The organism is Thermosporothrix hazakensis, assembly GCF_003253565.1.
Classification (GTDB): domain Bacteria; phylum Chloroflexota; class Ktedonobacteria; order Ktedonobacterales; family Ktedonobacteraceae; genus Thermosporothrix; species Thermosporothrix hazakensis.
In genome coordinates, this window is sequence record NZ_QKUF01000003.1 from 157,182 (window position 1) to 170,996 (window position 13,815).

Genomic DNA, 13,815 nt, shown 5'->3' on the forward strand with positions numbered 1-13,815 from the left:
GTCCATGCTATTGAGGCTAGTTGAATATCATTGGGCAGAGCATCTCGATGACGCGCTTTTGCTTCTCGGGCGGTTGGATGTGAAAACAGTGCCTCTGGCCGGAGGTACCTATTTACTGAATCAGGATGATGATAGTATTCAAGCTGTTGTCGATTTGCGCGATTTGGGTCTGTCCTATATCCAGGAAAAAGAGCGTACGGTGCATCTGGGCGCAATGACTACTCTACAGGCGCTGTTAGAGTCTCCTGTCATGAAACAGCGTGGTATGGAAGTGCTTGCTGCGGCGGCCCAGGCTTCCGCACCCTCCCACTTGATTCGCAACAGTGCGACGGTCGGGGGAACGCTCGGAGCTGGTCTGGCAGCTCAGGCTGATTTGCTCCCTGTCCTGGTTGCCTTCGATGCCGAGGCTGTGGTGCGCTCGGGCTCAAAAACGGAGTTAAATCTGACCGGTGGCTCGTTTCAGCGTTCCGGGCTTCCGCTTTCAGGCGTGGTTTTCAAGGGAAAGCAGGAGCGGCGGCTTGCGGCTGCTACCTTTGAGTTAGAACGACGTCCCAACGAATTGATTATTGAAGTGGTGATGCCGCGTCCCGTGATAGGGTGTGGTACTTCTTTTCAGCGTATCAGCAGTACGCCTACAGATGTTGCCCTGTTAAATGCTTCTGCCCTGGTTGAGATTGAGGAGGGACGCTATAAGCGCGTGCGGTTGGTGTTTGGGGGCGTGAATATGGAGCCGGTGCGCATTCGCGCGCTGGAGCAGATGTTTGAAGGCCAGGTTGCTGCCCAACCGCCGGATAGTGAGCGTATACAGGCTGTTGTACGGCATTGTCTCTCATTCTTCCGGCCTCCTTCCGATTTTCGGGCCAGCAATGGATATCGCCGTGTTGTCGCGATGAGCTTGGGTCAACGCGCCCTTGAAGAGGCTTTTAATGTCGCCCATTGGCGAAGCATTGTTGCATCCGGTACCGATAAATAAGGGATTGTAAGCGAAGATGGAACTTGAACTACGTATCAATGGGGTTGTCATCAGTGTCGATGTGGCGACCAATGAAACGCTGCTGGACATGTTGCGTCGTGAGGGCTATTATAGCGTGCGGCGTGGTTGCGAGACCGGTGCGTGTGGAGCCTGCACTGTCCTGATTGATGGGGTACCACGTCCTGCCTGTACGATGCTGGCTGCCCAGGCGGGCGGGTGTACAATCTCGACCATTGAGGAGTTATCTGCCCCGACTCCTGCCAGCACTGGCCTGCATCCTTTGCAGCAGGCTTTCCTTGATGTTGGTGCGATCCGTTGTGGTTTCTGTACCTCTGGAATGTTGCTCTCAGCGTCTGCGCTCTTACAGAAGAACCCCTCACCTGAAGAAGCAGACGTCCGTGAGGCGCTTTCGGGTAATTTGTGCCGTTGCGTCAGTTATGATAAGATCGTGCAGGCGGTGTTGCGCGCGGCCGCTCTTTTGCGCGGGGATGATGTGCCCGATGCGTTACAGCATGGAGTGGTCCAGGGTATCGAGACCGGCAATACCACCAAGATGCCGGTTTTAACTGCCTCGGCTATGCGAGAGAAGCCGCCCGAGATCGTCGGAAAATCCATGCCCACACGGACCGCAACCCGCTTCGTTGCCGGGAAAGCCGCTTTTGTAGCGGATACTCATATTCCGGGGATGCTCTATGCGCGTGTTTTGACCAGTCCGCATGCTCATGCCCGCATCAGAGCAATTGATACTTCCGAGGCAAGAGCGCTCTCCGGTGTGTACGCGGTTTTGACCTATAAGGATGTGCCCCGTGTCCCCTACTCGGTGGCTGAGCGCCCGCTGCTTGATCCGGGGCCGCTGGATCAATTTTTGCTTGATGAGGTGGTACGCTATGTCGGTGACAAGGTGGCTGTCGTGGTGGCCGAGACGCCAGAACTTGCAGAACAGGCGCTCAAGCTGATAGAGGTGGACTATGAGGTGCTGCCCGCGATCCTCGATACCCGGCAGGCACTTCAGGAAAATGCTCCCCGTATTCACGCCGAGTCCGATGCAAAGGGAATTGCAGATGCCTCTCGCAATGTGGCGGCACAGGTTCGTGCCGATGCTGGCAATGTCGAGCAGGGATTTGCAGAAGCCGATCTGATCGTTGAGGGCGAATATGTCGTGCCTCTGGTACACACGGCCCCGCTGGATATGCTGCACTCGCTGGCTTATCTTGATGAAGATGGCATGCTGGTTGTGCGTTCTAATACCGAATCTCCTCATCATGTGCGGCGAATGCTTTCCCGTACATTGGGCCTGCCCGTACGCCGTATTCGCGTGATCGGTCAGTCGGTCGGTGGGGGGTATGGTGTCAGACAGGCGCTCGGCCTGGAGGGATTGAGCGGTCTGCTGGCGTTGGCAACGCAGCGGCCTGTGATGCTTTCATATCCTCGTGCGAGCGCGTTCCAGAGCTCTTCTGTGCGGCAACAGTATATTGTGCGCCTGAAGTCGGGTGTTAAGCAGGATGGCACTTTGCTTGCCAATCAGATGATCTTATTAACCTCGACCGGGGCCTATGCCTCTCATCCGCTGGCCGCTCAACAGAATGTGCCTTCTGAGACGCTGGCGCTTTATCCCTGCCCCAATATGCGGTATGTCGCGCAGGTGTTATACACCAATTTGCCGCCTGCTGCCCCGTTGCAGGGCTATGGCGTCCCTCAGGAAATCTTTGCTCTTGAATGCCATATGGATGAGATTGCCCGCCGTTTGCGCCTTGATCCTGTTGAATTGCGGCGGCGAAACTGGATACAGGCGGGTGAAGAGTATCCGCTTGCTCGAACCTCGGTGCGAGGCAAAGATCCGCTTACGTTCCAGGTGGAAGGAGAGGCGTTGCCTGAATGCGTGCAACTGGTTCTGGAGAAGCTGCAATGGCACACAAAGCGCGGCGTCTTCAGCAATGGGCGCACACGTCGGGGAGTTGGCATCGCGCTTTCCATGCTCGGGGCGTCGCACCTGTTGCCTGGCGCTGCTGGAGCGATGGTCAAATTGAACGAAGATGGCTCCTTTGATGTCTTTGTGGGCATCGGTAGCGGTGATGTTCATACCGAAACGGCCCTGATGCAGGTCATTGCTGAAACGATTGGCGTGCCAGTGGATCATGTATTGATTCACACGGCGGATACTGCAACCACACCCGCTTCTCTGGGAGAAAGTGCGGCCTCGGCCTTCTATCTGGGTGGTGGTGCGGTCAAGCGGGCCGCAGAGCAGATGCGGCGGCAGATTCTGACAATGGCGGGCCGGATGCTTGGTGTTATGCCGGAGTCGCTCAAATTGGCCTCCGGTGTCATCTCGGCTCCCACCGGACGGACTCTGACGGTTGAACAGATCGCGGGTTACGCTCTCTATGTGGAGAACCGCCAGCTCATGACCAGCGCCTCATGGAAAATGGGACAGATTCCGGTCTCCTTCGTGGCTCAAGGGGTTGAGCTGGAAGTGGATACAGAAACAGGCGCTGTTCGTTTGCTTCAGGCCGTTTCGGCGGTTGATATCGGACGAGTTATCAATCCGTTGCTCGCTGAGGCCCAGATTCAGGGCGATGCGCTCCAGGCGATTCACTGGACCCTGTCAGAGGAACTGTCTTACGATCAGAAGGGGCAGCCTCGCCTGACCCAATCTGGACAGTATCACTTGCCAACCGCGCTGGATGTCTTTCCGCTGGAGGTGCATCTTGTGGAGTCCTATGCAACAAATGGATTGTCGGGAGCCAAAAATATCAATGGCATTGGTTTTCATGGAATGGCTCCGGCCATTGCAAACGCGCTCGCGGATGCAATGGGCACCCCATTGGTACAACTTCCGCTAACGCCAGAACGGGTGTTGCGTGCTTTCCATGCTGCTGGACAGGCGCAAGAGGTTAAGCAGACGACTTAGGAAAAAAGGGTATCAGTTCGAGAGGAGATCAAGGTCTCCTCTCGCTTTTTTTGTGTCTGCGTCGGACTGGCTATCGAATTGGCTCACTGGCTTGCTCTTCGGATTTACTGGCGGTTGTTACAATAATACTAGTTCTGGCACGCTACTGTTAACAAACTTTTTGCAAATTGATTACCCAGAGTTAACGTGCTATCATTATCATGGTCTTTGGTTATTTGATTGTGTCTATGGAGAGCTTAATGGACGGCGAGCTTACCGTTTCTGTTTCCGGTCAGGAGCAGAAACCCCTTCCCTGGAAGTCTCGACTGAAACGGTGGATCACAAGTGGTCAAGCATATCTCTATTTACTGCCCGCTTTTGTGATCCTCGGAGTGTTCTCGTATACTCCTACTATCTTCGTATTTGTAATTAGCCTCTTCAAATGGAACTTCCTGCGTCATACTGCACAGCCCTTTGCCGGATTAGGAAATTATGAAGTGCTTTTTCGCGATCCTAATTTCTGGCAATCCTTACAGGTGACGGTTCTGTATGTTGTATTTTCGGTGCCGATCCAGCTTTTTCTCTCGCTTTTCCTGGCTATTATGCTGATGTCAGGAATTCGGGCAAAAGCCTTCTGGCGGCTGGCAATCTTCGCGCCGTATATTATGCCAATGGTTGCCACAACGACTATCTGGCTCTGGATGTTTGATAATTATCACGGCCTCTTCAACGGAGTCTTGAAATGGTTCCACCTGCAACCAATCGACTGGTTAGGCGATCCTCATTGGATTTTGCCCTCGATTATTTTGTATACCACCTGGAAATCACTGGGCTTTAATGTCGTACTTTTCATGGCCGGGTTAACGAATGTGTCCGCCGAACTTTCAGAGGCAGCAAAAGTGGACGGGGCAAACATCTGGCAGGTTTTTCGCCATATCACCTGGCCGATGTTGAAGCCTGTAACAGTGGTTGTCCTGCTTCTGAGTACGATAGAGGCGTTTAAGATGTTTCAGCCCGTGTTCCTGCTCGTTGGCCCAAATGGTGGGGCTGGCAATGCCGGGCGCACGCTTGGCCTGTATCTCTTCTCGAAAGCCTTTGGTACAACAGCTCAGGCTGGTATGGGCTCTGCGATCTCTGTGGTGATTTTCTTGTTGGTCTTTACTATTTCGGTGGCCCAGTTCGCGCTGAATCGCCGGGATGCCGTGGATTAATTCAGGAGTCCGTGATGTCTGCCTCTCTTACCCGAGCCAAGCCAGAAAGGCGCATAAAAGCTTCTACAATACGTTTGATATTGTCTTATGCTGTTGTGCTGATCGCTGCGCTTTGCTCTGTCTTTCCGCTGTACTATATTTTTGTCACATCGCTTTTGACGAACCGCAGCGCTTTTGATGTTGTGCCGCATATCTTGCCCGACTGGGAATGGATGAACTATGTGCGTGCCTGGACGCAAGCACCGTGGGGACGATACTTTTTAAACAGTATCATTGTCGTCATTTGCAGTATTTTGCTGACCTTAACGACGACCTTGCTGGCAGGATATGCCTTCGGGACCATGAAGTTTAAGGGGCGAAAAGTTCTCTTTATGCTGATTCTGGCCCTGATCATGATTCCGAGCGAGGCTATGCTGATTCCGAACTATCTGATTGTTTCCGCTTTGAACTGGATGGATACTTATCAGGCGCAGTTTGTTCCCTTTGGCGTCAGCATTTCAGGAATCTTTCTGTTACGTCAGTTCTTTTTATCTTTACCGCCTTCACTCTGGGAGGCTGCCCAGATTGATGGCTGTACGCGCTTCGGCTTCCTCTGGCGGGTCGCGGCTCCTCTGGCACGCCCGGCACTGGTCGTCATCGCGCTTCAGGTTTTTATTGCGAGCTGGAATTCGTTTCTGTGGCCGTATCTGGTCACGAACTCGGATCTGTTCCGGCCTGTAGAAGTCGGTTTGCGCTCGTTTATCACGGCTGAGGGAACCGATCCTACTGGTCTTGCTGCCGCTGCCTCTTTTACGACTCTGCCTATTCTGGTTATTTTCCTGATTGCGCAGAAGCAGTTTATTGAGGGGATCTCTGCCGGTAGTGTGAAAGGGTGAGTAACCCGTCACTCCTCGGAGTGGCCGGTGAAAATAGACATTTTTATTTTCTTTCTTTGGGAAAGGACACGCGTGACAATGCGTCGTAACTGGTTACGGATTACCGTTTTTGCGTTGCTCTCATTGCTTATTTTAAGCGCTTGTGGTGGTGGCTCCTCCACTGCTGATAACAGTGCGGGCGACACCCCTGGCGTTCTTGATAAGGATAAGAAGTACACTGTTGAGTTCTGGGAAGCTTTCGCTACCAGCACAAACAAGACTGCTCTTGAGACGCTGACAAAGCAGTATATGGAGAAGAATCCGAACGTCACCATCAAACTTCAGGCCTTTGACTCGTATGATACCTTGCGCACCAAGCTGAATGGCGCGATTTCTGATGGCAAGCCTCCTGCTATGGCGCAGGTCTACGAGAGCTGGGCGATGAAATATAAGCAGTCCGATGCTCTGGCATCTTTGAAGCCCTACATCGAAGGAAAGAACGGCTTTTCAAAGGACGAATTGAACGACTTCTATCCTGTGCTGCTCAAGGATGGCGAACTTGAGGGTGAACAGTACATGCTGCCCTTCAACAAGAGCGTGATTGTACTGTACTACAACGAAGATATGCTCAAGAAAGAGGGTATCGCTGTTCCTCAGACGTTTGACGAACTGAATGCTGCGATCCAGAAGCTGACGAAGTCCGATGGCTCCCGCTGGGGTCTTTCGCTGACACCGAGCGTTGACGATTGGAGCATTCTGTATAAGGCGTTTGGTGGCGGTGACTTCACCTCGTCTGATGGCACAAAAGCGGTGTTCGGTGATGAGCCCAACGCGAAGGCCTCTTTGCAGGCGCTGAAAAACTTTGCTCCGCTCGTCAAGAGTGGCGCCGTTCATGTAACCAAGCAGTACAACTGGCAGAACGACTTCGCTTCCGGGAAAGCGGCCTTTGCGATTAGTACTGTCGCAAGCTATCCGTTTGTGAAGAAGGCCGTGGATGGAAAGTTCAAAGTGAATCAGGCTGTGATGCCTTCCGGACCTTCTGGACACTTTACCTCGCTGTTCGGTACCAATCTGGCAATGTTCTCCGGAGTGGATAACGACACTAGAAATGCCGCCTGGGATTATATGAAATTCCTGGTCAGCTCTGCTTCAAACTCCTACTTTGTCCAGCAGACCGGCTATATGCCTGTGCGCAAGTCGGCTGCCGAAAGCCCGGAGCTGAAGAAATACTTCGAGCAGAACCCTGATCGCAAAGCTGGCCCCGATTCAATGGCGTATGGCTTTGTGCCTTCGGTCATGCCTGCCTGGGATGACTGTCGTACCGAAATCACGACCAACTACACCAGCGCTCTGACCGGTCAAGCTTCACCGGAAGACGCGTTGAAGAAGATGTCACAGGCGTGTTCTTCGGCCCTCTCTCAAGGCTAAAAACACGATGATTTCGGGGTATGTGCTGCTTCTGGTACATACCCCTTTTTTGTTACTTTCTGCCTGTCCTGGACGTCTTGTAATGCAAGAGTTTATCCGGAAAACGAAAGGTGTGGTCATGAAAATAAAGTATCCCGATCGAACAGACTGGAAGCGCGTGGTAAAGAGATGCTATGCCGAGACCGAACTGCATACACCCGTTTTTCATGGAACGGTTACGTTGTTTCGGATCGATGAAGTGGTAGAGCCGCTCTACTTCGTGATGGATGGTGAACGCGTCTGTCGTGCCGATAATGGCTATTACTGGATGCAACATTTCCCTCACGGCTCCCGTTATGTGATAACCACCTTCTTTAATTCCTCGCGTGAAGTGCTTGGCTGGTATATTGATATCTGTGCGCGTCATTATCGCAATGAGCAGGGCCGCCTCTGCTATGAGGATCTCTATCTTGATCTGGATATTCTGCCCTCAGGAAAGATAACATTGCTGGATGTTGATGAGTTGGATGAGGCGCTTTATAGTGGTAAGATCACCTCGACGGAGTACGAGCTTGCCTGGCGTGAGGCTCATAGCCTGATGCTGGCGATAGAGCATGATCGTTTCCCTCTGCTCTGGGAATGCGAGTACGATATAGAGAAGCTTCTTCCCCTGCTTCAGGAGCCCTCCTGATCCGCCCTCTGCCTTCTGAATATCTCTTTCAAGCAAGCGATCATTCTTTTGCTAAAGTGTGAAGGATTACCGCTCTAGCACATTGAGTGGAAGCCGTTCTTCATGATATAGTTGGTTTTACAGATGAGCATGCTTTACTGACTGCCTTCTGTTATCACGGTCCTTTTTCTTATCGAAATGTATGAATACTATGCTCGAATAACGAAGAGAGACTGAATTGCTTGACTCCTGGCATGAATTGGAGAGATTGTATGGCAGATCTGGAGGGAATGACGCTTGACCGTTACGAGTTACGGCGTGTGATTGGAAAAGGGGGGATGGCTGAAGTCTATGAGGGCTATGATCCGCGCTTTGAGCGGAAGGTTGCCATTAAGATCTTTATACGCAATGATGAAGAGATGCTTAACCGCTTTATTCGGGAAGCACGCGTCATGGCGGCGCTGCGTCATCCTCATCTTATTCCCATTTATGATGCTGGTAAAACAACCCTCAATGGTGCTCTTCGTCACTATATCGTGATGCCTTTGATGCAGGGCGGAACGCTGCGTACCCGGCTACGCAAAGGTCCATTATCACCGATGGAGGTGCGCCAGTATTTGCGCTCAATTGCTTCCGCGCTTGATTATATGCATCAGCAGGGAATTATCCATCGGGATATCAAGGCCTCGAATGTGCTGCTTGATGAGCAGGGCCACTGCTATCTGGCAGACTTTGGCATTGCGCGCCGTGCCACTGATGCGACTCAGTTAACCTCAACTGGCTTTGTTCTGGGGACGGCGGATTATATCGCTCCAGAGCTGTTTGATGACGGGCGTAAAGCCGATGCCCTGAGCGATCTCTATTCCCTTGCGGTCTTGCTCTTTGAGATGGTAACTGGACGTCTTCCCTTTGAGTCCGAGAATCAGCTTGTGCTGGTGACAATGCACATGTCGAAGGAACCTCCTTCTCCGCGAACGTACGTGCCTGACCTCCCGCCACAAACCGAACAGGTCATACTGAAAGGGCTGGAAAAGAAGCCGGAACATCGTTATCCCTCGGCTCAAGCACTGGTGGAAGCGTTTGAACAATCACTACAGCCTCGCCCTGCTATGGTGGCCGCTTCAGGTATTCAGGAAATAAACGGGCAGCGGCTTGTCTTGCCTGCTCCTCCGCCTGTCGCTTCTTCAGCAGTTCAGCCCATGCACGTTGGGGCCCCGCTGCGTGCCACCTCATCTCACAGACGTCTGTATATTCTGCTTGCCTCCTTTCTGTCTGTGCTCCTGATACTTGGCCTGTTGATTGCAGTGGTGCTGACCAGTATGCAGCAATCTCCAACTACAGGCACGCAGTCACCGCCGCCTACTACTGGCCGTCCGCCAACGGATGCAGACAAGCTCAAGGAAATCACAAGCGGGAAGCCCGCCTTCTCGGATAAACTGAATGATTCGGATACAGAGTGGCAATGGGATCATAATAATAATTGTACGTTCAAGCATGACGGCTACCATGTGACAACGGGCAGAGAGCTGGTAAATCTGTCCTTTAAGGGCTGTATGGAGAACGCATACCAGTTTCATGATGCGACAATTATGGTTGATATGACGATTGCTCAGGGAGAGAAGGGGGGCATCTTTGTGCGCGCCCAGAAGGATGGTTTCGGGAACTTCGCTGGCTACCTTTTTCTGGTCGATGTGCAGGGAGCTTATCAACTGCTGTATTCTGAGAATTTTTCAATGAAATCGCAGGTCTTGAGCAAGGGATCTATCACGCAGGATTTTAAGCAGGGGGGAAAGAATACCCTGCAAATTATCGCTGAGCAGAATAAACTGTCATTATATGTCAATGATATCTTTCTAGAAACGATTCAACATGATGCATTGTCAGAGGGTACGATTGCATTGTATGCTCGTTCGGATCAAGTAGGTGTGGATGCAGACGTGATTTATCGCAACTTGCGCGTCTATACCGAGCGGGGCAGGTAGTGTGTGGGCGGTGATGAGAGAGACAGCAAGCGGTGGTGCAAGGCTTCTTGTCTCTCATCGCCGTCCTGCAACTATATCTAGCGTTTGGGTGAGTGCGCTATCAGCAGACCGGTGGGTTTCTGAATCCGAAGCGCCCCTTTTTGTGCGATTTCCTTTGCAATGATCTGTTGAAGCTTTGTTTTCTGCTCGGGTGTCAGCGTTTCTCCTGTTGCGCCCGAGAGGATGTAGTTGAGCAATGGTTCTGTCTCTGTCACAACCAGTTGATCGCGATAGCCGTCACCGGTGACCTCGTGGAAGTAGTGTGCTAACTCCTTGTAGCCAGATTCCAGCGTGAAGCCGTCACCGCTCTCATTGCCAAACAGGTCTGTATCAGTGGCCCCGACCAGCTGAAGCAACTGTCTGATTTCCAGCAGGTATCCTTTACCACTTGTCGCTGCATAGAGCGTGCCGTTTGGTTTGAGGACACGGCAAATCTCATGCAGGGCGCGGGCTCGATTGGGCACATGGTAGAGCATATGGTTTGCAATGACGACGTCCAGGCTTTGATCTGCAAACGGAATTGATTGTGCGTCGATGATACGGAACGTGAAGAGCCGTTCTTTGCCCTGAAGGTTTTGCTGTGTTTCCTGGAGCATGCCTACGGAGAAGTCCGAGAGAGTGATGTGCCAGCTCGGATTGAGCCGATCGAGGTTATTTGTCCAGAGTTGCCCGGTACCACAGCCCAGTTCGAGAATAGCGCTTTCCGGCTCAAGCTTGAGGTGGTCAAAGATCCAGCGATGGAAATTGTATTTGTTCTGACTGAAGCGGGTGTGTAGCTGAATACGGGCGTTGAGCTTGCTTCCATTACAATACTGCTTGGTGAGCAGGTACTTTTGATCCGCAATTGCTGTCATCGCTTCTTGCGTTGCGACCCTTCGTATCGATGGGGAAAGGGTCGCGCCTCCTTTCATCCAGCCCCACTGGCAATTTTGTATATTTCTTTAGAGAAAGCTTACCATCTTCTGGAAAGAAGCTCAACAAACTCGCCTGTCAAGTAGGAAAAATTTATTCTTTTCCTGATAAAACAGTTTAATTCATGTAATCCCGTGGCTGAATCAGGTTATGTTCTACTGCATAGGCGGCAGCCTCGCTGCGGCGCGAGAGCCCGAGCTTCTCTAGAATATGGCTGACATGGTTACGAGCCGTTTTTTCGCTGACGGAAAGCTGCTCGGCGATCTGCTTGTTGGTGAGGCCACGCGCAACAAGCGTCAGTACCTCGCGCTCTCGTTCGGTCAATTCGTTGCCGGGAGCCTGCTTGATAATTTGTTGCGCTTTCCGTGGATCGAGCAAGCTTTGTCCGGCAGCGATGGCACGGATAGCCTTGAGTAGCTCATTGCGGCTAACATTCTTCAAAAGATAGCCGCTCGCGCCCGCCATAACGGAGGCCAGCACCGCTTTATCATCGGTATACGAGGTAATCATCAGGATACGGATATGCGGGAACTGGCTTTTGATCTCGCGGCAGGCCTTGATGCCGTCCATCTTCTCCATCCGAACATCAAGCAGGATGACATCCGGGGAGAGCAGACCTGCTTTCGCGACTGCTTCAGCACCATTGCTGGCTTCACCTACGATGGTAATATCGGTTTCCAGCTCAAAGGCGGCACGCATGCCCAGGCGAACGACTTCATGATCATCGACGAGCATCAGGCGGATCTTAGGATGTGACATGGATGTTCTCCTCTGGTTGTATTGTGAGGTTGGTGCTAAGACGCCTCTCGGGTGAAACGGGTAAGCAGAGCCATATCTGGACGCCTCCATTTGGGCTGGAACGCATGGTCAGGGTGCCGCCGACTTCTTCGGCGCGTTCACGCATACTGTTCAATCCATGACCGGAATAGATCGGTGTCCCGTTCCTGTCAGCGCTATCGTCATCTGGCTTCATGCCCTTCCCGTTATCGCTGATAGTGACCTCAATCGTGTCCGGATCGTAACACAGCGAGACAGAAATTGTCGAGGCCTCAGCATGTTTATAGGCGTTGGTCAGTGCCTCTTGAACGATACGGAACGTCGCGGTACTGGTCTGTTCCCAGGCATGCCTGTCTCGCTCTCGCAGGTGTGCCTCCTGTTCCTCGTTTTCAATTGTGAGCTGTGTCCGGAGCCCGCTGATGGTCTCAAACTCGCTGAGCTGGTTGGAAATCATCTGTGTCAGGGTCGTTGTGCCACTGAGCAGTGGTTTGAGCGAGAACATATAGGTTCGCGTTTCCCAGAGGGCCTGTTTTGAGATGGTGACAAGGTGCTTCAGACGTGCCACAAGTGGAGAGAGCATTTCCGCCTGACTTGCCGAGGTCTCCATAATGTTCTGGGCCTGAGCGACACAGGTTTCAGCATGGATACTGAGAATATAGATATGCTGTGCTACACCATCGTGAATCTCGCGAGCAATCCTGCGTCGCTCGGCGATGGCGGCAAGCTGCACCGTCTGTTCTGTCAGGCGGATATTTTCCAGGGCGGTGAGAAGCTGGTTGCCAGTAATTTTGAGATAATCGATGTAGCGATAGGCAAGCGGTGTTCGTCGTCGGCTCTCGGCACCCAGAATAAGCTGTAATGAACCTTCTTTCGTGATAGGGATATACAGACGCGAGATTTTGTAGCTGCCATTGAGCGCTGACGTCTGTGTGGTGAACGTATTCAGGATGCGTTTGTGCCGCAAGACATGTTCAAGAAGCTCCTCATTGACCGGAGGAAGGTGGTGTGTGCCATCAGAGTTCTCATAGACCTCGGCGATGGCTTGAGCAGATCCCTGCTCGGGTGTGTGGATCAGCGCAATCAGTACGCGGTGGAAGTGCCCGCCCAGGCGAATAAGCTGTATGCTTTGCTGAATCAGGCGTTTTTTATCGTGAGCCTCTTGCAGAAGAATCTCGCCAATCCGGAGCTGGGCCCGCTGGATACGGAAGCTGGCCTGAAGGTTACGCAGGTTCTGTGTGTAGCTTGAGAGCAGTGACACAACAAAGGCTGCCAGCGTCGCTGCAACAGGAGCATCGATTAAAGATCCGGTGATATCGATAACATTGGCATGATAGGTGTTGTCGTATGGCGGGAAGAAGATGCCAAGTATGATAAAGAGATCATAGCCGAGCGCGGTTGCAATGCCTCCACGATAGCGATAGGAGAGAGCCGCTGCAAACGCGGTTGAGATGCCATAGCGATAGAAGGGCGAGGCCGTACCAAAGTTGGGAGCCGGGGAGAAGGGCCCACTTAAATACGTTGCCATGCCACAGATGACAAGGTCCAGAACGTGAACACCAACACGCCAGGTGGGGCTATCAAAGTTTCCGAGTGGCGTAAAGATGTTTTCGTCCTCGTCCTCATCAACAAGCTTACGTCCTTGCAGGAAGCGCGGCAGGCGTAGCGCTGGCAGGAGGGGCTGAATAATAGGGGCGTACAGGGTCACGATCAACGTTTGAATGAAGGTGACGCCTAGCAAGACCAGGCTGACTTTATAGCCGGTTCTCTGGGTGTAGACAGGGTTGGCGTGAGAGCCAACAAGCAGGATGAGCGCGTAGAGCCACATGCTCCAACGCCAGACAAGGAAGAAATAGCCTGGAGTGGTGCGCAGACGACGCCCGGTGCTTCCAGGAAAGGCTTTCAGCAGTTTGCGAAAGGTTTTCATAAAACTCATATGTTCTCTTTTTGCATGCAAAGTCTATACATATGCTGTTGTATAAAGTAGTGCTATGAGAAGTATGCAACTTTTCAAAGGCCGTGTCAACAGACGGCTTTTTTGCTACAATAGAAGGGACGTTGTACGGGAGCTGTCTATTCTTTGCTGGCTGCTGTTGGCAGAGTGTA

At 52.3% G+C, this 13,815-nt stretch carries 10 protein-coding genes; 7 read left to right on the forward strand and 3 right to left on the reverse strand.

From position 1 onward, the window contains the following. Window positions 1–4: 4 nt before the first annotated feature. The 7 genes from EI42_RS07405 to EI42_RS07435 all read left to right on the forward strand — a co-directional run bounded on the left by EI42_RS07405 (window position 5) and on the right by EI42_RS07435 (window position 9,984). The gene (locus EI42_RS07405; RefSeq protein WP_111320433.1) at window positions 5–973 is read left to right on the forward strand and encodes an FAD binding domain-containing protein; all 969 of its coding nucleotides are present in this window, start codon (window positions 5–7) and stop codon (window positions 971–973) included. A gap of 16 nt (window positions 974–989) precedes the next feature. Next, window positions 990–3,881, forward strand: coding sequence for a molybdopterin-dependent oxidoreductase (locus tag EI42_RS07410; RefSeq protein WP_111320435.1), 2,892 nt, complete (start codon window positions 990–992; stop codon window positions 3,879–3,881). A 239-nt stretch (window positions 3,882–4,120) separates the two neighbouring features. Beyond that, window positions 4,121–5,071 carry a carbohydrate ABC transporter permease gene (locus EI42_RS07415; protein WP_170142430.1) on the forward strand — a complete coding sequence of 317 codons (951 nt, stop codon included), beginning with the start codon at window positions 4,121–4,123 and terminating at the stop codon, window positions 5,069–5,071. Between the two features lie 74 nt (window positions 5,072–5,145). Continuing rightward, a complete protein-coding gene (locus EI42_RS07420; protein ID WP_246046357.1) occupies window positions 5,146–5,946 on the forward strand; it encodes a carbohydrate ABC transporter permease in 801 nt (266 codons plus the stop codon). Between the two features lie 78 nt (window positions 5,947–6,024). After that, window positions 6,025–7,353: an ABC transporter substrate-binding protein gene (locus EI42_RS07425; RefSeq protein WP_111320441.1), complete on the forward strand. Its 1,329-nt coding sequence runs from the start codon at window positions 6,025–6,027 to the stop codon at window positions 7,351–7,353. A gap of 118 nt (window positions 7,354–7,471) precedes the next feature. Further along, window positions 7,472–8,023 (forward strand): ribonuclease FAU-1 family protein, encoded by a 552-nt coding sequence (locus tag EI42_RS07430; RefSeq protein WP_170142431.1) that lies wholly within the window; start codon window positions 7,472–7,474, stop codon window positions 8,021–8,023. 251 nt (window positions 8,024–8,274) lie between these two features. Further along, on the forward strand, window positions 8,275–9,984 hold the full coding sequence (locus tag EI42_RS07435; RefSeq protein ID WP_170142432.1) for a serine/threonine protein kinase: 1,710 nt from the start codon (window positions 8,275–8,277) through the stop codon (window positions 9,982–9,984). A gap of 77 nt (window positions 9,985–10,061) precedes the next feature. Here EI42_RS07435 and EI42_RS07440 read toward each other — a convergent pair whose 3' ends face one another. The 3 genes from EI42_RS07440 to EI42_RS07450 form a co-directional block, all read right to left on the reverse strand. Then, entirely contained in the window at window positions 10,062–10,877 is an 816-nt protein-coding gene (locus EI42_RS07440) for a class I SAM-dependent methyltransferase (protein ID WP_170142433.1), read from the reverse strand. A gap of 175 nt (window positions 10,878–11,052) precedes the next feature. Continuing rightward, a complete protein-coding gene (locus EI42_RS07445) occupies window positions 11,053–11,694 on the reverse strand; it encodes a response regulator (protein ID WP_111320449.1) in 642 nt (213 codons plus the stop codon). After that, window positions 11,681–13,645: a GAF domain-containing sensor histidine kinase gene (locus EI42_RS07450; protein ID WP_111320451.1), complete on the reverse strand. Its 1,965-nt coding sequence runs from the start codon at window positions 13,643–13,645 to the stop codon at window positions 11,681–11,683. The genes EI42_RS07445 and EI42_RS07450 overlap by 14 nt, the downstream gene beginning before the upstream one ends. Between the last annotated feature and the right edge of the window lie 170 nt (window positions 13,646–13,815).

Excerpts from the sequence above, each read along its gene's own strand:
- EI42_RS07415 (WP_170142430.1), top strand. The coding sequence starts at position 4,121 with ATGGACGGCGAGCTTACCGTTTCTGTTTCCGGTCAGGAGCAGAAACCC.
- EI42_RS07445 (WP_111320449.1), bottom strand. The coding sequence starts at position 11,694 with ATGTCACATCCTAAGATCCGCCTGATGCTCGTCGATGATCATGAAGTC.
- EI42_RS07410 (WP_111320435.1), top strand. The coding sequence starts at position 990 with ATGGAACTTGAACTACGTATCAATGGGGTTGTCATCAGTGTCGATGTG.
- EI42_RS07440 (WP_170142433.1), bottom strand. The coding sequence starts at position 10,877 with ATGACAGCAATTGCGGATCAAAAGTACCTGCTCACCAAGCAGTATTGT.
- EI42_RS07405 (WP_111320433.1), top strand. The coding sequence starts at position 5 with ATGCTATTGAGGCTAGTTGAATATCATTGGGCAGAGCATCTCGATGAC.
- EI42_RS07425 (WP_111320441.1), top strand. The coding sequence starts at position 6,025 with ATGCGTCGTAACTGGTTACGGATTACCGTTTTTGCGTTGCTCTCATTG.
- EI42_RS07435 (WP_170142432.1), top strand. The coding sequence starts at position 8,275 with ATGGCAGATCTGGAGGGAATGACGCTTGACCGTTACGAGTTACGGCGT.
- EI42_RS07430 (WP_170142431.1), top strand. The coding sequence starts at position 7,472 with ATGAAAATAAAGTATCCCGATCGAACAGACTGGAAGCGCGTGGTAAAG.
- EI42_RS07450 (WP_111320451.1), bottom strand. The coding sequence starts at position 13,645 with ATGAGTTTTATGAAAACCTTTCGCAAACTGCTGAAAGCCTTTCCTGGA.